General features: G+C 65.0%; 16 protein-coding genes and 4 tRNA genes. 3 read left to right on the forward strand and 17 right to left on the reverse strand.

The genetic code is table 11. The features are described from left to right. Nucleotides 1–98: 98 nt before the first annotated feature. The 14 genes from rpoC to HBF26_RS10990 form a co-directional block, all read right to left on the reverse strand. Nucleotides 99–4310: a DNA-directed RNA polymerase subunit beta' gene (rpoC, locus tag HBF26_RS10925; protein ID WP_167125934.1), complete on the reverse strand. Its 4212-nt coding sequence runs from the start codon at nucleotides 4308–4310 to the stop codon at nucleotides 99–101. 25 nt (nucleotides 4311–4335) lie between these two features. Continuing rightward, nucleotides 4336–8505: a DNA-directed RNA polymerase subunit beta gene (rpoB, locus tag HBF26_RS10930; protein ID WP_167125937.1), complete on the reverse strand. Its 4170-nt coding sequence runs from the start codon at nucleotides 8503–8505 to the stop codon at nucleotides 4336–4338. A 297-nt stretch (nucleotides 8506–8802) separates the two neighbouring features. After that, nucleotides 8803–9177 carry a 50S ribosomal protein L7/L12 gene (rplL, locus tag HBF26_RS10935; RefSeq protein WP_072324088.1) on the reverse strand — a complete coding sequence of 125 codons (375 nt, stop codon included), beginning with the start codon at nucleotides 9175–9177 and terminating at the stop codon, nucleotides 8803–8805. Nucleotides 9178–9228: 51 nt separating this feature from the next. Next, nucleotides 9229–9753: a 50S ribosomal protein L10 gene (rplJ, locus tag HBF26_RS10940; RefSeq protein WP_167027509.1), complete on the reverse strand. Its 525-nt coding sequence runs from the start codon at nucleotides 9751–9753 to the stop codon at nucleotides 9229–9231. Nucleotides 9754–10095: 342 nt separating this feature from the next. Beyond that, complete coding sequence (gene rplA / locus HBF26_RS10945; RefSeq protein ID WP_167125940.1) at nucleotides 10096–10803, reverse strand: 50S ribosomal protein L1; 708 nt, start codon at nucleotides 10801–10803, stop codon at nucleotides 10096–10098. Between the two features lie 3 nt (nucleotides 10804–10806). Next, nucleotides 10807–11235: a 50S ribosomal protein L11 gene (gene rplK / locus HBF26_RS10950; protein ID WP_045829444.1), complete on the reverse strand. Its 429-nt coding sequence runs from the start codon at nucleotides 11233–11235 to the stop codon at nucleotides 10807–10809. A 203-nt stretch (nucleotides 11236–11438) separates the two neighbouring features. After that, the gene (gene nusG, locus HBF26_RS10955) at nucleotides 11439–11999 is read right to left on the reverse strand and encodes a transcription termination/antitermination protein NusG (RefSeq protein ID WP_167125943.1); all 561 of its coding nucleotides are present in this window, start codon (nucleotides 11997–11999) and stop codon (nucleotides 11439–11441) included. Nucleotides 12000–12007: 8 nt separating this feature from the next. Continuing rightward, on the reverse strand, nucleotides 12008–12403 hold the full coding sequence (gene secE, locus HBF26_RS10960) for a preprotein translocase subunit SecE (protein WP_167125946.1): 396 nt from the start codon (nucleotides 12401–12403) through the stop codon (nucleotides 12008–12010). Between the two features lie 13 nt (nucleotides 12404–12416). Continuing rightward, nucleotides 12417–12492, reverse strand: a tRNA-Trp gene (locus HBF26_RS10965). A gap of 90 nt (nucleotides 12493–12582) precedes the next feature. Further along, a complete protein-coding gene (gene tuf / locus HBF26_RS10970; protein WP_167125949.1) occupies nucleotides 12583–13773 on the reverse strand; it encodes an elongation factor Tu in 1191 nt (396 codons plus the stop codon). A gap of 63 nt (nucleotides 13774–13836) precedes the next feature. After that, nucleotides 13837–13912 (reverse strand) — tRNA-Thr (locus tag HBF26_RS10975). A gap of 26 nt (nucleotides 13913–13938) precedes the next feature. Continuing rightward, a tRNA-Gly gene (locus HBF26_RS10980) sits at nucleotides 13939–14012 on the reverse strand. Nucleotides 14013–14029: 17 nt separating this feature from the next. Further along, a tRNA-Tyr gene (locus HBF26_RS10985) sits at nucleotides 14030–14115 on the reverse strand. A 167-nt stretch (nucleotides 14116–14282) separates the two neighbouring features. After that, nucleotides 14283–14768, reverse strand: coding sequence for an acyl-CoA thioesterase (locus HBF26_RS10990; RefSeq protein WP_167125952.1), 486 nt, complete (start codon nucleotides 14766–14768; stop codon nucleotides 14283–14285). Nucleotides 14769–14870: 102 nt separating this feature from the next. Here HBF26_RS10990 and HBF26_RS10995 point away from each other — a divergent pair, with 102 nt between their 5' ends. The 3 genes from HBF26_RS10995 to HBF26_RS11005 are packed head-to-tail and all read left to right on the forward strand — an operon-like array spanning nucleotide 14871 to nucleotide 17564. Beyond that, nucleotides 14871–16784 (forward strand): SpoIIE family protein phosphatase, encoded by a 1914-nt coding sequence (locus tag HBF26_RS10995; protein ID WP_167125955.1) that lies wholly within the window; start codon nucleotides 14871–14873, stop codon nucleotides 16782–16784. After that, entirely contained in the window at nucleotides 16765–17184 is a 420-nt protein-coding gene (locus HBF26_RS11000; RefSeq protein ID WP_167125958.1) for an ATP-binding protein, read from the forward strand. Before HBF26_RS10995 ends, HBF26_RS11000 begins: the two co-directional genes overlap by 20 nt. Continuing rightward, on the forward strand, nucleotides 17181–17564 hold the full coding sequence (locus HBF26_RS11005) for an STAS domain-containing protein (protein ID WP_167125961.1): 384 nt from the start codon (nucleotides 17181–17183) through the stop codon (nucleotides 17562–17564). Before HBF26_RS11000 ends, HBF26_RS11005 begins: the two co-directional genes overlap by 4 nt. An 80-nt stretch (nucleotides 17565–17644) precedes the next feature. On the opposite strand, the gene ychF is transcribed toward HBF26_RS11005, so the two are convergent. From ychF to HBF26_RS11020, 3 genes are all read right to left on the reverse strand, one after another. Continuing rightward, nucleotides 17645–18736: a redox-regulated ATPase YchF gene (gene ychF / locus HBF26_RS11010; protein ID WP_167125964.1), complete on the reverse strand. Its 1092-nt coding sequence runs from the start codon at nucleotides 18734–18736 to the stop codon at nucleotides 17645–17647. Between the two features lie 180 nt (nucleotides 18737–18916). Next, nucleotides 18917–19495 (reverse strand): aminoacyl-tRNA hydrolase, encoded by a 579-nt coding sequence (pth, locus tag HBF26_RS11015; protein ID WP_167126533.1) that lies wholly within the window; start codon nucleotides 19493–19495, stop codon nucleotides 18917–18919. A 1-nt stretch (nucleotide 19496) separates the two neighbouring features. Continuing rightward, a complete protein-coding gene (locus HBF26_RS11020; RefSeq protein ID WP_167125967.1) occupies nucleotides 19497–20135 on the reverse strand; it encodes a 50S ribosomal protein L25/general stress protein Ctc in 639 nt (212 codons plus the stop codon). Between the last annotated feature and the right edge of the window lie 15 nt (nucleotides 20136–20150).

Genomic DNA, 20150 nt, shown 5'->3' on the forward strand with positions numbered 1-20150 from the left:
CCCGCGAAAGCGGGCTGCGCCCATCGTCCCTGAATCCGAACACGAGGCGCTTCCCTGCGCCTCATTTCGTATGTACGAGCAAAACCCGCGTACGGGCCTTACTCGGCGCTATCGTTGGACCCGGCGGGAGCCTCTTCGAACGTGACGGCCGGCGCCGAACCCGAGAGGGTTTCGAGCTCCGAGGCCGTCAGGCCGCCCTGGCTACGACGCGAAGCGTGGTATGCCAGGCCCGTACCCGCAGGGATTAGCCGCCCAACAATAACATTTTCCTTCAGGCCCCGCAACGTGTCGCGGGTGCCCCTGACCGCCGCCTCGGTAAGGACGCGGGTGGTCTCCTGGAACGAGGCCGCCGAGATGAACGACTCCGTGGCCAGCGACGCCTTGGTGATGCCCAGCAGGACCGACTCGAACTCGGCGCGACGCTCGCCCCGGGCCTCGGCGCGATCGTTCTCCTCGTTGATCCGGACGCGCTCGACCTGCTCGCCCCGGAGGTAGGTGCTGTCGCCGGGCTCGGTGATCTCGACCTTGCGAAGCATCTGGCGAATGATCGCCTCGATGTGCTTGTCGTTGATCTTCACGCCCTGCAGGCGGTACACGTCCTGGATTTCCTTCACCAGGTACGAGGCCAGCGGCTCGACACCCAGCAGGCGCAGGATGTCGTGCGGATTCGGCTCGCCGTCGACGACGGTTTCGCCCTTCTCCACGTGCTCGCCCTCGAACACGATGACCTGACGCCACTTCGGAATCAGCTCCTCGTGCTCGTTGCCGTCCGCGTCCTTGATGATCAGGCGCTGCTTGCCCTTGGTGTCCTTGCCGAAGCTGACGATGCCCGAACGCTCCGCGAGGATCGCCGGTTCCTTCGGCTTGCGGGCTTCGAACAGGTCGGCCACGCGCGGCAGACCACCGGTGATGTCGCGGGTCTTCGAGGTTTCCTGCGGGATACGGGCAACCACGTCGCCCACGCCCACTTCGGCCCCGTTCTGGATCGACACGATGGCGCCGGCCGGAAGGAAGTACTGGGCCGCGATGTCGGTACCCGGCAGCTTGAGCTCACGGCCCTTGCTGTCTTCCAGGCGGACGATCGGGCGCAGGTCCTTGGCCTGGGTGCCGCGACGCTTCGGATCGGTGACCACCGCCGACTCGAGGCCGGTGAGCTCGTCCGTCTGCGACTGCACGGTCACGCCATCGATGAAGTCGATGAAGCGCACCACGCCCGCCACTTCGGTAACGATCGGGTGGGTATGCGGATCCCAGTTCGCGACGGTCTGGCCGGCCTTCACCGGGTCGCCGTCCTTCACCGTGATGGTCGCACCGTAAGGCACCTTGTAACGCTCGCGCTCGCGACCGTTGGCGTCGATGACGCTCACTTCACCCGAACGCGAGACCGCCACCAGGTGACCCTGCGCGTGCTCGACCGACTTCAGGTTGTTGAACTTCAGCGCACCGGTGGTACGAACCGTGACGTTGTCCACGGCGGCCGCACGGGATGCCGCGCCGCCGATGTGGAACGTACGCATCGTCAGCTGGGTACCCGGCTCGCCGATCGACTGAGCCGCCACCACGCCCACGGCCTCGCCCATGTTGACGAGGTGGCCACGGGCCAGATCGCGGCCGTAGCAGAGGGCGCACACACCGTGGCTGGCACGGCAGGTGATCGGCGAACGCACCTTGATCAGCTGCACGCCGGCCTTGTCGAGCTTGTCGACCAGGTATTCGTCGAGCAGCGTGTCGCGCGTGACGATCGGCTGGTCGTCGTCGCCCGGGGCGTAGACGTCTTCCACCACCACGCGACCGAGCACACGCTCGCGCAGCGGCTCGACCACGTCGCCGCCTTCCACGATCGGAGACATCAGCACGCCGTCTTCCGTGCCGCAATCGTGCTCGGTGATGACGACGTCCTGCGCCACGTCGACGAGACGACGGGTCAGGTAGCCGGAGTTCGCCGTCTTCAGCGCCGTATCCGCCAGACCCTTACGGGCACCGTGGGTGGAGTTGAAGTACTGCAGGACGTTCAGGCCTTCGCGGAAGTTCGCCTTGATGGGCGTCTCGATGATCGAGCCGTCCGGACGGGCCATCAGGCCGCGCATACCCGCCAACTGGCGAATCTGGGCCGCGCTACCGCGGGCGCCGGAGTCGGCCATGATGTACAGCGAGTTCATCGACTTCTGGTTGACCACGTTGCCGTCGGCGTCGGTGACCTTTTCGGTACCGATGCCGTCGATCATCGCCTTCGCGACCAGTTCGTTGGTGCGCGACCAGATGTCGACCACCTTGTTGTAGCGCTCGCCGGCGGTGACCAGACCCGACTGGTACTGCTCCTGGATCTCGACGACTTCCTTCTCGGCCTCTTCCAGGATGCCCTTCTTCTCCGCCGGGATCTTCATGTCGTCGATGCCGATGGAGATACCGGCGCGCGTCGCGAAACGGAAGCCGGTGTACATCAGCTTGTCGGCGAACACGACCGATTCCTTCAGGCCGAGCAGACGATAGCTCTGGTTGATCAGGCGCGAGATGTTCTTCTTGGTCAGTTCCGTGTTGACCAGCGCGAACGGCAGGCCTTCCGGAATGATCTCGGCCAGCAGGGCGCGACCCACCGTGGTGTCGACGAGCGGCTGGCGCTCCACGCGCTCGCCGTCCACCATCTCCACGCTGCGCACGCGCACCTTCACCTTGGCGTGCAGTTCGACGGCACGGTTGTCGTACGCACGACGCACTTCGCCGATGTTCGCGAACACCATGCCGGCGCCCTTCGCGTTGATCAGCTCGCGGGTCATGTAGTACAGACCGAGCACGACGTCCTGCGACGGCACGATGATCGGCTCGCCGTTCGCCGGCGACAGGATGTTGTTCGACGACATCATCAGGGCGCGGGCTTCGAGCTGCGCCTCGATCGACAGCGGCACGTGCACGGCCATCTGGTCACCGTCGAAGTCGGCGTTGAACGCCGTACACACGAGCGGATGCAGCTGGATCGCCTTGCCTTCGATCAGCACCGGCTCGAAAGCCTGGATGCCCAGACGGTGCAGCGTCGGCGCACGGTTGAGCATGACCGGGTGCTCGCGGATCACGTCCTCGAGGATGTCCCAGACCTGCGCTTCCTCGCGCTCGACGAGCTTCTTCGCGGCCTTGATGGTCGTGGCTTCGCCACGGGCCTGCAGCTTGGCGAAGATGAAGGGCTTGAACAGCTCGAGCGCCATCTTCTTCGGCAGGCCGCACTGGTGCAGGCGCAGCGTCGGGCCGACCACGATGACCGAACGGCCTGAGTAGTCGACGCGCTTGCCGAGCAGGTTCTGGCGGAAGCGGCCCTGCTTGCCCTTGATCATGTCCGCGAGCGACTTCAGCGCGCGCTTGTTCGTGCCGGTGATGGCACGGCCGCGACGGCCGTTGTCGAGCAGCGCGTCGACCGACTCCTGCAGCATGCGCTTCTCGTTGCGCACGATGATGTCGGGCGCGGCGAGTTCGAGCAGACGCTTCAGGCGGTTGTTGCGGTTGATGACGCGGCGGTACAGGTCGTTGAGGTCGGACGTGGCGAAGCGGCCGCCGTCCAGCGGAACGAGCGGGCGCAGGTCGGGCGGCAGCACCGGCAGGACGGTCAGGACCATCCATTCCGGCTTGTTGCCCGACTCCAGGAACGCCTCGATCAGCTTCACGCGCTTGGTGAGGCGCTTCAGCTTGGTCTCGGAGTTGGTGGAAGCGATCTCTTCCTTCAGGCGAATGACTTCGCCCGGGAGGTCGAGGCTCTTCAGCAGCTCGTAGACGGCCTCGGCACCCATGCGGGCGTCGAACTCGTCACCGTGCTCCTCGGTGGCTTCCAGGTACTGGTCTTCGCTGAGCAACTGGCCGCGCTCGAGCGCGGTCAGGCCCGGATCGATCACCACGAAGGCCTCGAAGTACAGGATGCGCTCGATGTCGCGCAGCGTCATGTCCAGCATGAGGCCGATGCGCGACGGCAGCGACTTCAGGAACCAGATGTGCGCGGTCGGGCTGGCCAGCTCGATGTGGCCCATGCGCTCGCGACGGACCTTGGCCAGGGTGACCTCGGTACCGCACTTCTCGCACACCACGCCGCGATGCTTCATGCGCTTGTACTTGCCGCACAGGCATTCGTAGTCCTTGATGGGACCGAAAATGGCCGCGCAGAACAGGCCGTCACGCTCAGGCTTGAACGTGCGGTAGTTGATCGTTTCCGGCTTCTTCACTTCGCCGTACGACCACGAACGGATCAGCTCCGGCGAAGCCAGAGCGATCTTGATCGCGTCGAAGTCCAGCGTCTGTCGCTGCTGGTTGAACAGATTGAGCAGGTCTTTCATGCGTAATCTCCGGTAGCCGCGACGATCACTTGATCTCTTCGAGCTCGATGTCGATGCCGAGCGAGCGGATTTCCTTCACGAGCACGTTGAAGGATTCCGGCATGCCCGCGGCCATCTCGTGGTTGCCGTCCACAATGTTCTTGTACATCTGGTTGCGGCCCTGCACGTCGTCCGACTTGACGGTCAGCATTTCCTGCAGGGTGTACGCCGCGCCGTAGGCCTCGAGCGCCCAGACTTCCATTTCGCCGAAGCGCTGGCCGCCGAACTGCGCCTTGCCGCCCAGCGGCTGCTGGGTGACGAGCGAGTACGGACCCGTCGAACGCGCATGCATCTTGTCGTCGACGAGGTGGTTCAGCTTCAGCATGTGCATGTAGCCGACGGTGACCGGGCGATCGAACGCCTCGCCGGTACGGCCGTCGAAGAGCACGGTCTGGCCGGATTCCGGCAGGCCCGCGAGCTTCAGCATGTGCTTGATCTCGGACTCCTCGGCACCGTCGAACACCGGCGTGGCCATCGGCACGCCGTCGCGGAGGTTGTCCGCGAGCGCGACGATCTCCTGGTCGGACATCGACTTCAAGTCGACGTGACGCACTGCGCCTTCCGCACCGGCATTGCCGTGGTTGTAGACCTCGTCGAGGAACTCGCGCAGCTTCGCCGGCTTCTCGTTGGCCTCGATCATGACTTCGATCTTGTGGCCAAGACCCTTCGCCGCCCAGCCGAGGTGAACCTCGAGGATCTGGCCGATGTTCATACGCGAAGGCACGCCCAGCGGGTTCAGCACGATGTCGACCGGACGACCGTCGGCGGAGAACGGCATGTCCTCGACCGGCACGATCATCGACACGACACCCTTGTTGCCGTGGCGGCCGGCCATCTTGTCGCCCGGCTGGATGCGGCGCTTGACGGCCAGGTAGACCTTGACCATCTTGAGCACGCCCGGCGCGAGGTCGTCGCCCTGGGTGATCTTGCCCTGCTTCTCCTTGAAGCGCTTGTCGAAGTTCTCCCGGTGGCGCTTGACCTGCTCGGCCGCACGCTCCAGGAACTCGGAGACTTCCTCTTCCTTGACGTTGATCTTGAACCAGTCGTCCTTCTTCAGGCCGTCGAGGTAGGCGTCGTCGATGGTGGCGCCACGCTTCAGGCCGGCCGGGCCGCTCATGGCGGTCTTGCCGACGAGCTGCGAACGCATACGCGCGTAGATCGCGCCCTCGAGGATGCGGAACTGGTCGTCGAGATCCTTGCGGATACGCTTCAGTTCGGTCTCTTCGATCTGCTTGGCACGCTTGTCCTTCTCGATGCCGTCGCGGGTGAAGACCTGCACGTCGATGACGTTGCCGTCCATGCCCGGGGGCACGCGCAGCGAGCTGTCCTTCACGTCGGAGGCCTTCTCGCCGAAGATCGCGCGGAGCAGCTTCTCTTCCGGCGTGAGCTGGCTCTCGCCCTTCGGCGTGACCTTGCCCACGAGGATGTCGCCGGCCTTCACTTCCGCACCGATGTACACGATGCCGGACTCGTCGAGGCGCGCGAGCGCCTGCTCGCCCACGTTCGGGATGTCGGCCGTGATTTCCTCGGCACCGAGCTTGGTGTCGCGGGCGATGCAGGTTAGTTCCTCGATGTGGATCGAGGTGTAGCGGTCTTCCTGCACCACGCGTTCGGAGATCAGGATCGAGTCTTCGAAGTTGTAGCCGTTCCACGGCATGAACGCGACGAGCATGTTCTGGCCGAGCGCGAGCTCGCCGAGGTCGGTCGAGGAACCGTCCGCCAGCGTGTCGCCCACCGCCACCACGTCGCCCACGTTCACCAGCGGGCGCTGGTTGAGGTTGGTGTTCTGGTTGGAGCGGGTGTACTTCGTGAGCGTGTAGATGTCGACGCCGGCGTCATCGTCGCCAACCTCGGCCTCGTTCACGCGCACGACGATACGCGCCGCGTCCACCTGGTCGATCACGCCGCCACGACGGGCCGACACGGTGACGCCGGAGTCGCGCGCCACGGCACGCTCGATGCCGGTGCCGACCAGCGGCTTCTGGCTGCGCAGGGTGGGAACGGCCTGGCGCTGCATGTTCGCGCCCATGAGCGCGCGGTTCGCGTCGTCGTGCTCGAGGAACGGCACGAGCGCCGCCGCGACCGACACGGTCTGCATCGGCGAGACGTCCATGTAGTTGATCTCGGCCGACGGACGCAGCTCCGACTCGCCACGGAAACGGCAGGACACGAAGTCTTCGATGAACTTGCCGTCCTTCGTGAGCGGCGAGTTCGCCTGCGCGATGACGTGGTCGCCCTCTTCGATCGCGGAGAGGTAGTCGACCTTGTCGGTGACCTTGCCGTTCTCGACCTTGCGGTACGGCGTCTCGAGGAAGCCGTAGGCATTGGTGCGGGCGTACACGGCCAGCGAGTTGATCAGGCCGATGTTCGGGCCTTCCGGGGTCTCGATGGTGCAGACACGACCGTAATGCGTGGGATGCACGTCGCGCACTTCGAAGCCGGCGCGCTCACGGGTCAGGCCGCCCGGTCCGAGCGCCGACACGCGGCGCTTGTGGGTCACTTCGGACAGCGGGTTGTTCTGGTCCATGAACTGCGAGAGCTGCGACGAACCGAAGAACTCCTTCACCGCCGCCGCGACCGGCTTGGCGTTGATCAGTTCCTGCGGGGTCAGGCCCTCGGATTCGGCCAGCGACAGGCGCTCGCGAACCGCGCGCTCGACGCGGACGAGACCGATGCGGAAGGTGTTCTCCGCCATTTCGCCGACCGAGCGCACGCGACGGTTGCCCAGGTGGTCGATGTCGTCCACCGTGCCGGTACCGTTACGGATGTCGATGAGCACGCGCAGCACGTCGAGGATGTCCGACGTCTCGCCCTGCTCGGCCACCAGGCGCTGGGATTCTTCTTCCTTGCGCTCGGCGAAGTACTTGTAGTCGTACAGCACGCCCGGACCGATCACGTCCTTGCGGCCGACGCGACGGTTGAACTTCATGCGGCCGACGGCCGAGAGGTCGTAGCGGTCGAAGGTGAAGAACAGGTTGAAGAACAGGTTCTGCGCGGCGTCCTTGGTCGGCGGCTCGCCCGGACGCATCATCCGGTAGATTTCGACCAGGGCCTCGAGCTGCGTGCGCGTGTTGTCGATGCGCAGCGTGTTCGAGATGTACGCACCGCGGTCGAGGTCGTTCACGTAGAGCGTCGGCACCGTTTCGATGCCTGCCTTGCGGAAGCGCTCGAGGTGCTCGAGGGTCAGTTCGTCATTGGCCGCGGCGATGATCTCGCCCGTGTCCTTGTCGACCATGTCGATGGCCACGATGCGGCCCACCGGGTAGTCATCCGGCACTTCGAGCGTGGCGATCTTCTCATTGGCGAGCTGACGAACGTGGCGCGCGGTGATGCGCTTGCCGGCCTCGACCAGCACCTTGCCGTCGACCACGAGGTCGAACGAGAGCGTTTCACCGCGCAGGCGCTCGGCGACGAGGTCGAGGGTGACCCCGCCCTTCTTGCCCAGGTGGAAAACGTTGTGCTCGAAGAAGATGCTCAGCATCTCTTCGTTGGTGTAGCCGAGCGCGCGCAGCAGCACCGTCACCGGCAGCTTGCGGCGACGATCGATACGCGTGAACAGCGCGTCCTTCGGGTCAAACTCGAAGTCGAGCCACGAGCCACGGTAAGGAATGACGCGGGCCGAGAACAGCAGCTTGCCCGAGCTGTGCGTCTTGCCGCGGTCGTGGTCGAAGAACACGCCCGGCGAACGGTGCAGCTGCGAGACGATGACGCGCTCGGTGCCGTTGATGATGAAGGTGCCGGTCTCGGTCATGAGCGGGATCTCGCCCATGTAGACCTCCTGCTCCTTCACGTACTTCACGGCCTTCTTCGAGGCCGGGCTGTCCTTGTCGTAGATGACCAGGCGGACGGTGGTGCGCAGCGGCGCGCCGAAAGTCATGCCGCGGTTGCGGCACTCGCGCTCGTCGAACGCCGGCTCGCCGAGGCGATAGTCGACGTATTCGAGGGCGGCGTTGCCGGAGTAGCTGGAAATCGGGAACACCGACTTCAGGGCGGCGTGCAGGCCCTTGTCCTCGCGCGCCTTGGGGTTCACCTGCTCCTGCAGGAATTCCTTGTACGAGTCGGTCTGGATCGTCAGCAGGTTGGGCACGCCCAGGACGGGGGGCCGCTTGCCGAAGTCCTTACGGATGCGCTTCTTCTCGGTAAACGAGTAGGTCATGGTGGGTACCGCCTCGGTTTCATGATGCCGGCCAGGGAGCGCCGGCTAACAGTTAATGAATCGAAAATCGGAGATCGGGATTCGAACCGCGGAGCCCGAGCCGGCGCTCTCGAATCGCGATGTCCCATTTCCGACGGGACACGTGAAACAGTGAATCAGTGAACCGTGAACCGTGAACCGTGAGAACTTACTGTTTACGGTTCACTCTTCACTGCCCGTTCAACGGGCAAAGCCCGGGGGCTTACGCCCCCAGGCTCGCTTGACGCTATGTCGAACAACTGGCGCGCAAGGCGCCGATTACTTGAGTTCGACCGTGGCGCCGGCAGCTTCGAGGTCCTTCTTGAACTTCTCGGCATCTTCCTTCGAGGCCGCTTCCTTCACGACGCCGCCGGCCTCGGTGAGGTCCTTGGCTTCCTTCAGGCCCAGGCCGGTGATGGCGCGGACGGCCTTGATCACGTCGACCTTCTTGTCGCCGGCGGACTTCAGGATCACGTCGAACTCGGTCTGCGCTTCGGCAGCCGGGCCAGCAGCAGCAGCCGGGCCAGCGACGGCGACCGGAGCGGCGGCGGAGACGCCGAAGGTGTCTTCGATCGACTTCACCAGTTCCATGATTTCCGTCAGGGACTTGGCCTTGATGGCTTCAACGATCTGTTCGGTGGTCAGGGTGGACATTGTTTCTTACCTTCTGAAATGGGGTTTCGAATGAAAAAGTCGAGACGTAGATCAGGCTTCGGCCGGGGCTTCGGCGGCGACTTCGCCACCACCCTGCTTGTCCGCCACGGCCTTGACGGCGCGCGCGAACATCGTGACCGGCTCGGCCAGCACGCGGGCCAGCATGGCCAGGGCCTCTTCGCGGGTCGGCAGCGAAGCCAGCACGTCAACGTGCGCGGCATCGAACAGCTTGCCCTCGATGGAGACGACCTTCGGCTTGAGCTTGTCGTTGGTCTTCGCGAATTCCTTGATCAGGCGGCCAGCGGCGCCCGGTTCCTCGGTCGAGAACGCATAGAGCAGCGGACCGACCAGGGCGTCCTTGACGACCTCGAATTCGGTACCGGCCACGGCGCGGGCAGCGAGCGTGTTCTTGACGACTTTCAGGAACACACCCGACTGGCGGGCCTTCTTGCGCATCTCGGTCATCTGAGAGACCGTGGTGCCCGCGTATTCGGCGGCGACCAAGGAGTGAGCCTTCGCGGCGACTTCTGCCAGCTCGGCGACTACTTCTTGCTTCTGGGACAGATTGAGAGCCATTGCACTCCTCCAATTTGACTCCGCTCACGACTCCTGCCGCTTGCGGTCCTGGGCGACATCGTCCTGACGTCGGGGATGCGCGCATCCCGGGTGGTGGCCTTTCCAGATTCGAAACGAATACCAGAAGGGGCTGCACCATCTACGCAGGCTGGAGCCTTCGAGGCCTCCGATTAAGCGAACCCGCTGCCGACGACGGCGATTCCTTGCCAACACGAGCTCCCTGCTCGTCGTCGTCGCGCGCTGCCCGCGCCTACGGTCTTTGACGGCTGCCCCGGCATTGCAACCGGGGCTGCCCTCAAAAACGTGCCCTCCGCCGGCATGGCCGGCAGAGGGTCGTAACACTTACTTGGTCGAGGTGTTCACGGTCGACGTATCGACCGGCACGCCCACGCCCATCGTGCTCGACAGCGACACCTTCTGGATGTACTGACCCTTCGCTGCGGCCGGCTTGGCCTTCAGCAGATCGGCGATCAGCGCATTGAGGTTGTCGGCCAGCTGGGCGGCGTCGAAGCTCGCCTTGCCGATGGTGGCGTGGATGATGCCACCCTTGTCGTTACGGAACTTGACCTGACCGGCCTTGGCGTTCTTGACGGCCGTGGCGACGTCGGCGGTGACCGAGCCGTCCTTCGGATTCGGCATGAGGCCGCGGGGACCGAGCACCTGGCCGAGCTTACCGACGACGCGCATGGCGTCCGGCGTGGCGATGACGCGACCGTAGTTCAGGTCGCCCGCCTGCATCTTCTCGGCGAGGTCGTCCATACCGACGGCGTCGGCGCCGGCCGCGAGCGCGGCCTCGGCCTTTTCACCCGGCGGAACGAACACGGCAACGCGAACGGTCTTGCCGGTGCCGTGCGGCAGCAGCGAGGAACCGCGAACGCCCTGGTCGGACTTCTTGGCGTCGATACCGAGGCGGACGGCGACGTCCACGGACTCGGCGAACTTCGCCTTGGCGTTGTCCTTGACGATCTTCAGCGCCTCGTCGAGACCGTAGGTCTTGCCGGGCTGCACGGCGGCCGTGGCGGCCTTCATACGCTTGGTGAGCTTTGCCATGTCTTAACCCTCCACCACCAGACCCATGGAACGCGCGCTGCCGGCGATGGTGCGCACGGCGGCATCGAGATCGGCAGCCGTGAGATCCGGCTCCTTCTGCTTCGCGATTTCCTCGAGCTGGGCGCGGGTGACCTTGCCCACCTTGTCGGTGTTCGGCTTCTGCGAGCCCTTGGCCACGCCCGTGATCTTCTTGAGGAGGATCGAGGCCGGCGGGGTCTTCGTGATGAAGGTGAAGGTACGGTCCGAGTAGGCCGTGATCACGACCGGGATCGGAAGACCCGGCTCGAGCTTCTGCGTGGCGGCATTGAACGCCTTGCAGAACTCCATGATGTTCAGGCCGCGCTGACCGAGCGCCGGACCGACCGGCGGCGACGGGTTGGCCTGACCGGCCTTCACCTGCAACTTGATGTAACCAATGACTTTCTTTGCCATTTATCTTTCCTCGCGAGTGCGGACGCCTTGCGGCTCCTCGCTGTAAACCGTCCATGGAGTGTGGTGGGTTCGCGCCTGCGAACCCCTGAAACACGGACACGCCGGAGCACAAGGCTCCAGCGTGAACCGAACATTATAGGCTCCTCACACAGGCTATGCAAACGCTGTGCCGGAGGGCTGGCGGGGCCAGCCAGAGGGCCTGGTCAGGCCTTCTCCACCTGGCCGAACTCGAGCTCGACCGGGGTAGAACGGCCGAAAATGAGCACCGCGACGCGGAGGCGGCTCTTTTCGTAGTTGACTTCCTCCACCACGCCGTTGAAGTCGTTGAACGGGCCGTCGGTGACGCGGACCATCTCGCCCGGCTCGAAGAGGACCTTCGGGCGGGGCTTTTCGACACCCTCGCGCACGCGGCTCAGGATGGCGTCGGCCTCGCTGTCGCGGATCGGGTGGGGACGATCGGCGGTGCCGCCGATGAAGCCCATGACTTTCGGGGTTTCCTTGACCAGGTGCCAGCACTCGTCGTCGATGCGGGGCGTCTTGCCGCTCGTATCGGTTTCGATTTGGACCAGGACGTAACCGGGGAAGAACTTGCGCTCGCTGCGACGCTTCTGGCCGCCGCGCATCTCGATGACTTCCTCGGTCGGAACCAGGATCTCACCGAACTTTTCTTCCATGCCCTCGCGCTTGACGCGCTCTTCCAGGGCCTTGCGAACCTGCTGCTCGAACCCCGAATAGGCGTGAACCACGTACCAGCGCTTGCTCATGCCTTACCTCAATGTCCGAGCTTAAGCAGCCAATCGAGCACGATCGACTTCAACAACCAGTCGATGAGCCCCATCAGCAGCGAAAGAATGACCACGACCACCAGGATGACGCCAGTAGTCTTCAACGTTTCGTCGCGCGTCGGCCAGACGACCTTGCGCATTTCGAACTGCGATTCGGCAACGAAGCCACGCAGCTTGCGACCCGGGACCGTGAAGGCGGCAATGGCCATGGCGGCTACCACGGCGACGATAACGCCCGCGACGCGCGCGAAGGACGGCACGTTCGGGTTATCGCTGAAATAGTAGAAACCGACGATGCCGGCGACGAGCACGACCAGCGCAAGCGCCAGCTTGCCGAGATCGGCCGGGCCCATACCCTTGGCTTCTTGTGCCTTCGTATTCATGCGGACTCGGGAGTGGCACGCCAGGAGGGACTCGAACCCCCAACCTGCGGTTTTGGAGACCGCTGCTCTGCCAATTGAGCTACTGGCGTACAGGTGAAACAGTGGAACCGCGAAGGCGGGCGGTCGACGACCCACCCGCCTCGCGACTGGCTGCCGGCCCCGAAGGGTCGGCATCGTTCTTACTTGATGATCTTCGAGACCACGCCCGCGCCGACGGTACGACCGCCTTCACGGATGGCGAAGCGGAGACCTTCGTCCATCGCGATCGGGAAGCCGAGCTCGACGGTGATCTTCACGTTGTCGCCCGGCATCACCATCTCGGTGCCTTCCGGCAGCTTGATGGAGCCCGTGACGTCCGTGGTGCGGAAGTAGAACTGCGGACGGTAGTTGCTGAAGAACGGGGTGTGACGGCCGCCCTCGTCCTTCGACAGCACGTACACTTCGCCTTCGAAGTTGGTGTGCGGCGTGACCGAACCCGGCTTGGCCAGCACCTGGCCGCGCTCGACGTCTTCACGCTTCAGGCCGCGGACCAGCACGCCGACGTTGTCGCCCGCCTGACCCTGGTCGAGAAGCTTGCGGAACATCTCGACGCCCGTGACCGTGGTGGTCTGGGTGTCACGCAGGCCCACGACTTCCGCCGCGTCGCCCACCTTGATGATGCCGCGCTCGACGCGACCCGTGACCACCGTACCGCGACCCGAGATGGAGAACACGTCTTCCACCGGCAGCAGGAACGGCTTGTCGATTTCGCGCTGCGGTTCCGGGATCCAGCTGTCGAGAGCGTCGACGAGCTTGATGATCGCCGGCACACCGATGTCGGACTGGTCGCCGTCGAGGGCGAGACGGGCCGAACCCGCGATGATCGGGGTGTCGTCGCCCGGGAAGTCGTACTTCGACAGCAGTTCGCGGACTTCCATCTCGACGAGCTCGAGGAGCTCGGCGTCGTCGACCATGTCGGCCTTGTTCAGGAACACCACGATGTACGGCACGCCGACCTGACGCGAGAGCAGGATGTGCTCGCGGGTCTGCGGCATCGGGCCGTCAGCGGCCGAGCACACCAGGATCGCGCCGTCCATCTGGGCGGCACCGGTGATCATGTTCTTGACGTAGTCGGCATGCCCCGGGCAGTCGACGTGACCGTAGTGACGGGTCGGCGATTCGTATTCCACGTGGGCCGTGGAGATCGTGATGCCGCGCGCCTTTTCTTCCGGCGCCGCGTCGATCGAACCGTAGTCCTTGAATTCGCCACCGAAGCGCTCGGCACCGACCTTCGTCAGCGCGGCCGTCAGCGTGGTCTTGCCGTGATCGACGTGACCGATGGTGCCGACGTTGACGTGCGGCTTGGTGCGTTCGAACTTACCCTTTGCCATGAGCGTTAAACTCCGCTGGAGCCAATGAGATAGTAAAAAAGGAACCGCCGCGGACGACGAAGATGGTGCTCATGACTGGAATCGAACCAGCGACCTCTTCCTTACCAAGGAAGTGCTCTACCGACTGAGCTACATGAGCACATGACGCAATGCGCGTATGAACAATGGAGCGGGAGACGGGAATCGAACCCGCACAATCAGCTTGGAAGGCTGAAGTTCTACCATTGAACTACTCCCGCACTGCGCGGAACTCGTCTGGTGGAGGAAGGTGGATTCGAACCACCGAAGGCGTAAGCCAGCAGATTTACAGTCTGCCCCCGTTGGCCGCTTGGGTATTCCTCCAACAAAGAACGCCTATTGTCGCGAGCGTCCGGGAAACTGTCAACAACTTCCGCACGGGAAAATCACGCGCGGCGACGGCTCCGAAACGCTGCGACAGCCCGCCGGGACGGGTGCGCGGCGAGCGGGCCGCGAAGTGTAGCGGCGGGCCGTTCGAATGGGAAGCGCGATCAGGCCTCGCGAGTCGCCAACACCAGCGGCTCCATCGCGCGAGACATCTCCATCAGCTTCATCGCGTACTCCTGCAGGCGCAGATCCTTCTCCTCCACCGGCTTCCATGGGGGAACGGGCGTGGGCTTGCCGCCATCGGGCTTGTCCAGGGCCACGAACACCATGACGCAGCTCGTCGCCAGGCGCTCTTCGCCGCTGCGCAGATCCCGAGCCAGCACGTCCACCGCCAGGTGCATGCTGGAGGTGCCCGTGTGGATGAGTCGAGCCCGCACGGTCACCAGGTCGCCGATCAGGATGGGCGCGAGGAACTGGATGCCGCTCACCGAGGCCGTGACGCAGTACGCACCGCTCCAGCCCACCGCGCAGGCGTAGCCGGCCTGGTCCAGCCATTTCATGGCCATGCCGCCATGCACTTTGCCGCCGAAGTTCACATCGGTGGGCTGGGCCAGGAAACGGAATTCGACTTCGCGCTGGGTGCCGGGCATGGCGTGACCTTGTTTGGAAAAACCGGATTATGACCGGGACGGCGGCTTGCCGGGCCGCTTCCCGCAGCATAGATTCCGAGCATATCCCCCGGGAGCGCCCCGATGGTCTTTCGCAGCGTCGCCACGCGACTCGCCCTGGGCGTCCTGCTGGGCTCGGCGCTCGTGCTCGTCGTCACGGGCGGCCTGCTGCTGTCGCACACGCGCGACCAGATCCTCAAGCAGACGGAACAGGAGGCCTCGGCGGTCTCAGGGTGGGCTGCGACACGCATCCAGGGGCGTCTCGACAACGTGTCCCGGGTGGCGCGCGTGATGGCCGGGATCCTTGCCACGCGCCGCGACGAAGCCCCCGCACTCATCCGGGACACGCTCGCCGTGAACCCCGAACTGGTGGACATCACGGCCGCGTTCATTCCTCGCGACACGGCGGCGCCACGGCCCGTCGACGCGCCGATCGCGCGGCGCGCGCTCGACGGCGCCCTCAGCATGGGCAGCCGGCTGGAGGACCCGGGGGTCTACTGGACCTCCTCGTGGTTCATCCACGGCCTCAATTGCGACGACGGCTGCTGGCAGAAGCCCTTTCACTCAGTAGGTCGCAGCGACACCCTTGTCGGCTATTCGGTGGCCATTCCGGGCCAGAAGGTGCCCGTTGCGGGTGTCGCGGACGTCACCATCAGCCTGGGCTGGCTGCAACGGCTGCTGGGCGAGCTGCACAAGCCCGAACACGCCTCGGCCTTCGTCGTCGATGCGAACGGCGATTTCCTTGCCCACGACTGGACGTCCTACATCGGCACCCGGGGCAGCAAGCCCTTCCGTGCCGCCCTTGCCGCGGGGGAGAACCCGGTACGGCTCACTCCCGAGATGGGCAGCCGCGTGAGCGAGCCGGTGTGGGTCTATTTCGTCGCCATCCCCGGCACGAGCTGGACCTTCGGCCTGAACATGCCGGAACGCACGGTGTTGGCCGACCTTCGCCGCACCTACTACGTCGACATCCTTCTCGGCCTCCTCGCCCTGGCCGGGGTATCGCTCATCGCCCTGGTCATTACCCGGCGCCTGATGGCGCCGCTGGTGATCCTTTCCGACCGCGCCGACGACGTCGCACGCGGCGAGCTCGATTTCCCCCTGCCCCATGTTCGCCGCAAGGACGAGGTCGGGCGCCTGACCCGTGCCTTCGATCACATGCGCCGCCAGCTGGCGGGCCACATCGACAGTGCGAAACAGGTCGCCCGCGAGCAGGAACGCATGGCGAGCGAGCTGGAGATCGCCCGCCAGATCCAGTTGGCCCTGATTCCCGAACCGCATTGGCTGGCCGCCGACGGCCGCGTCGAGGTCCACGCGGCGTTGCGCCCGGCGAGTGCCGTGGGCGGCGACCTGTATACCTATTTCACCCTCGGGGCCAGGCACGTCTGCGTCATGGTCGGAGACGTATCGGACAAGGGCATTCCCGCCGCGCTGTTCATGGCGCGCACCATCACGCTCGCACGCACGCTCGCGACGCACGCCCGGTCGCCCAGCGAAATCCTGGGCGCGCTCAATCGCGAACTGTGCAAGGGCAACGACACCTGCATGTTCGTCACCCTGCTCTGCGGCGTGGTGGAAACCGAGACCGGCCTGCTCTCGCTTGCCAGTGCCGGGCACGAGCAGCCGGTGCTGCACGCGGGCGGCAGCGCCACCTTCGTCGATGTGGAAACCGGGCCCGCACTCGGCCTGGACGCCGAAGCGCGCTACCCTGTACGCGTACTCACGTTGCTGGGGGGCGATACCTTGCTCATGTACACCGACGGCGTCAGCGAGGCGCATGCCGCCAATCAGCGCCTGTATGGCACACACGCCATCCTGGACAGCATCGCTCGCGTCGAGGACGGCGCCACGCCGGAAGCTTACGTGCAACAAGTACTGGGCGACGTCGATGCCTACGTCGACGGCGCGCCTGCTTACGACGATATCGCACTGCTCGCGCTGACCTGGCACGACAGCGGTGCCGTGGGAGCCCGCCTCGATGCGGTTGCGCATTCCTAACCGGCTGGAGGACGTCTTCCTCGCGCTGGACCGGGCCGAAGGCGCGCTGGATCGCGCCGAGGTGGATGCGTCCTGCCGCGCCGACGTGCGCCTGGTTCTCGAAGAGCTGCTCGTGAACACCGTTCGCCACGGCTATCCGGACGGCCGCGACGGCAACATCGATATCCGCCTGGAAGTCGAGGCCGACGTGGTGCATCTCGAACTGCGCGATGACGCCATGCCGTTCGATCCGCTGCAACACGAACCACCCGACCTACCCGGCGACATCGCACGACGCGAGATCGGCGGACTGGGCCTGCACCTGGCCCGGAGCATCGCCAGCGAATTCCACTATGCACGCGACGCACACGGCAACCGTGTCGTCATCCGTTTCGATCCCTCCGACGAGCCTGCCCTATGACTCTCATCGTCCGCAGCGAAAGCCCCAGCCCCGACCGCAGCACCGTGTGGCTCGAAGGCCGCCTCGACGCAGCGACCTATGCGGCGTTCGACGAGGCACTGCGCGACGTCACCCCGCTCCTGGACAACGGCGGCACGCTGGTGATCGATCTTTCGGGCCTTGAATACATCAGCAGCGCCGGACTGCGCAGCCTCGCCCAGTTACGCAAGCAACTGCACGACCGCGATGGCCGCACGCTTCTTCTCAACCCGCAGCCGCAGGTCAAGAAGGTTTTCGATATCGTGAAGGCGGTGCCGGTGGCGGAAGTGTTCGCCAGCGTGGGGGAACTGGACCAGTACCTGGATCACATGCAGCGGCAGATGACTGCGCCGGGTGGGTGAAGCCACACATCGTGGAACCTCGCCCCCAGGAATGAGTGAAGGGCTCTGAAAAAAGAGCCCCGGAGGACCGGGGCTTTTCGTCAGACGTTGAACCGGAAGTGCAGCACGTCGCCTTCCTTGACGAGGTAATCCTTGCCTTCCAGGCGCAGGCGGCCGGCTTCCTTCGCGCCCTGCTCGCCCTTGAACTTGATGTAGTCGTCGTAGGCAACCGTTTCGGCGCGGATGAAGCCGCGCTCGAAGTCGGTGTGGATGACGCCCGCGGCCTGCGGTGCCGTGGAACCGGCGCGAACCTGCCATGCGCGCACTTCCTGCACGCCGGCGGTGAAGTAGGTCTGCAGGCCGAGCAGCTTGTAGCCGGCACGGATGACGCGATTGAGGCCGGGCTCTTCAAGGCCGAGGTCCTTGAGGAATTCATCGCGGTCGGCGTCGTCGAGCTGCGAGAGTTCTTCCTCGATGGCCGCGCACACCGGCACCACCTCGGCGCCCTCTTCCACCGCGCGAGCGCGCACGGCGTCGAGGTGCGGATTGTTCTCGAAGCCGTCTTCCGCGACATTCGCGATGTACATCAGCGGCTTCATGGTGATGAGGAACATGTCGCGGACCAGCGCCTTTTCTTCGGCGTCGAGGCCGGCGGCACGCGCCGACTTGCCCTGGTCGAGCGCCTTGGCGAGCTTCTCGAGCACCGGCTTGCGCGCCAGCGCGTCCTTGTCGTTCGCCTTCGCCGAGCGCGTGGCGCGGTCGAGCGCCTTCAGCACGGACTCCAGGTCGGCCAACGCCAGCTCGGTGTCGATGGTTTCGATGTCGGCAATCGGGTCGACCTTGTTCGCCACGTGGATGACGTTGCCGTCCTCGAAGCAGCGCACGACGTGCGCGATGGCGTCGGTCTCGCGGATGTGCGCGAGGAACTTGTTGCCCAGGCCCTCACCCTTCGACGCGCCGGCCACGAGGCCCGCGATGTCGACGAATTCCATGGTGGTGGGAATGATGCGCTGCGGCTTCACGATGGCCGCCAGCTCGTCCAGGCGCGGATCCGGCACCGGCACGATGCCGGTGTTCGGCTCGATCGTGCAGAACGGGAAGTTCGCGGCGGCGATGCCGGCCTTGGTCAGCGCATTGAAAAGGGTGGACTTGCCGACGTTAGGCAGGCCGACGATGCCGCATTTGATACCCATGGGGCGATGCTCTCAGCTTTGTCGCAATAGTGGGGCTTACGGAGCATCGCCCCGTAAGTCGGGCCCAAGGGCCCTGTGAGTCGGACCGTCGGTCCTGTAAGTCGGCCGCTGCGCGGCCTGTGAACCGTAAGCGTCGCAAGTACCCTTTGCGCCACTCCCTTACGGTTCACTCTTCACTCTTTACGCGGCCGTATGCAGCCGCTTCATCGCTTCCTCGAACTTGCCTGACAGCGCCAGCGGCAGCACGTCGAAGGCACGTCCCAGGCCGATCATGATGGCATCCTCGTCGGCCGCGCTCGGCCGGCCGAGTACCCACGGGGTGACCTTGTCCTTGTGCCCCGGGTGGCCGATGCCGACCCGAAGGCGATGGAATTTGCCGTGGCCCAGGTGGGCCATGATGTCGCGCAATCCGTTCTGGCCGCCGTGGCCGCCGTCGAACTTCATGCGGACGGTGCCGGGCGGGAGATCCAGCTCGTCGTGGGCGACGAGGCACTCCTCCGGCGCGATCTTGTAGTAGCGCAGCGCCGAGGCGACGGCGATGCCGCTCTTGTTCATGAACGTGGCCGGCTTGAGCAGCCAGACCGTTTCGCCCCCGATGCGCAGCTTGCAGGTCTCGCCATGCAGCTTGCCGTCGAAGGCCCAGCGCTCGCCGTGCTCCATGGCGAGGGCGTCGACACACCAGAACCCGGCGTTATGCCGGGTCCTGACGTACTCGGCCCCGGGGTTACCGAGGCCGACGATAAGCCGCAGTGCCGCCAGCTTACTTCTTCTCTTCGGTCGGGGCTTCGCCGCCCTCGGCGGCCGCCGGGTCGACTTCTTCCTGGATGGAAGCCACGGTGACCACGGCCACGTCGTGCTCCTTGCCGAGACCCAGTTCCGGGATTTCCACACCGGCCGGCAGCTTGAGGTCGGACAGGTGGATGATGTCGCCCGACTTCAGGTTGGCGAGGTCGAGTTCGATGAACTCCGGCAGATCCTTCGGCAGGCAGGAGACCGTCACTTCCGTCAGGTTGTGCGAGATCACGAGACCCGCGGTCTTGCCGGCCGGGGACTTCTCCTGGTTCAGGAAGTGCACCGGAACGGCCACGCGCACGGCTTCGTTCTCGTTCACGCGCTGGAAGTCCATGTGCAGCATGAGCTGCTTGAACGGGTGCTTCTGCCAGTCCTTGATGAGGACCTTCTGGAGCTTGCCGTCGACCGTCAGGTCGATCACCGACGAGTAGAACGACTCGTAGCGCGAGCCGAGCAGCACGTCGTTGTGGAGGACCTGGATCGCCTGCGGGGCTTCGCCCGCGCCGTACACGATCGCCGGCACGTAGCCCGCGGTGCGAAGGCGGCGGCTCGCACCCTTCCCTTCCACACTGCGGCTCGTGGCCGTGAGCTGATGATTGGTAGCCATTGGTGTTGCCTCAAG

Origin of the sequence: Luteibacter jiangsuensis, from assembly GCF_011742555.1 — a bacterium.
Classification (GTDB): Bacteria; Pseudomonadota; Gammaproteobacteria; order Xanthomonadales; family Rhodanobacteraceae; genus Luteibacter; species Luteibacter jiangsuensis.

Excerpts from the sequence above, each read along its gene's own strand:
- rplL (WP_072324088.1), bottom strand. The coding sequence starts at position 9,177 with ATGTCCACCCTGACCACCGAACAGATCGTTGAAGCCATCAAGGCCAAG.
- HBF26_RS10995 (WP_167125955.1), top strand. The coding sequence starts at position 14,871 with ATGGTCTTTCGCAGCGTCGCCACGCGACTCGCCCTGGGCGTCCTGCTG.
- secE (WP_167125946.1), bottom strand. The coding sequence starts at position 12,403 with ATGAATACGAAGGCACAAGAAGCCAAGGGTATGGGCCCGGCCGATCTC.
- ychF (WP_167125964.1), bottom strand. The coding sequence starts at position 18,736 with ATGGGTATCAAATGCGGCATCGTCGGCCTGCCTAACGTCGGCAAGTCC.
- HBF26_RS11020 (WP_167125967.1), bottom strand. The coding sequence starts at position 20,135 with ATGGCTACCAATCATCAGCTCACGGCCACGAGCCGCAGTGTGGAAGGG.
- HBF26_RS11000 (WP_167125958.1), top strand. The coding sequence starts at position 16,765 with ATGCGGTTGCGCATTCCTAACCGGCTGGAGGACGTCTTCCTCGCGCTG.
- HBF26_RS11005 (WP_167125961.1), top strand. The coding sequence starts at position 17,181 with ATGACTCTCATCGTCCGCAGCGAAAGCCCCAGCCCCGACCGCAGCACC.
- rplA (WP_167125940.1), bottom strand. The coding sequence starts at position 10,803 with ATGGCAAAGCTCACCAAGCGTATGAAGGCCGCCACGGCCGCCGTGCAG.
- nusG (WP_167125943.1), bottom strand. The coding sequence starts at position 11,999 with ATGAGCAAGCGCTGGTACGTGGTTCACGCCTATTCGGGGTTCGAGCAG.
- rplK (WP_045829444.1), bottom strand. The coding sequence starts at position 11,235 with ATGGCAAAGAAAGTCATTGGTTACATCAAGTTGCAGGTGAAGGCCGGT.
- rpoC (WP_167125934.1), bottom strand. The coding sequence starts at position 4,310 with ATGAAAGACCTGCTCAATCTGTTCAACCAGCAGCGACAGACGCTGGAC.
- tuf (WP_167125949.1), bottom strand. The coding sequence starts at position 13,773 with ATGGCAAAGGGTAAGTTCGAACGCACCAAGCCGCACGTCAACGTCGGC.
- HBF26_RS10990 (WP_167125952.1), bottom strand. The coding sequence starts at position 14,768 with ATGCCCGGCACCCAGCGCGAAGTCGAATTCCGTTTCCTGGCCCAGCCC.
- rpoB (WP_167125937.1), bottom strand. The coding sequence starts at position 8,505 with ATGACCTACTCGTTTACCGAGAAGAAGCGCATCCGTAAGGACTTCGGC.
- rplJ (WP_167027509.1), bottom strand. The coding sequence starts at position 9,753 with ATGGCTCTCAATCTGTCCCAGAAGCAAGAAGTAGTCGCCGAGCTGGCA.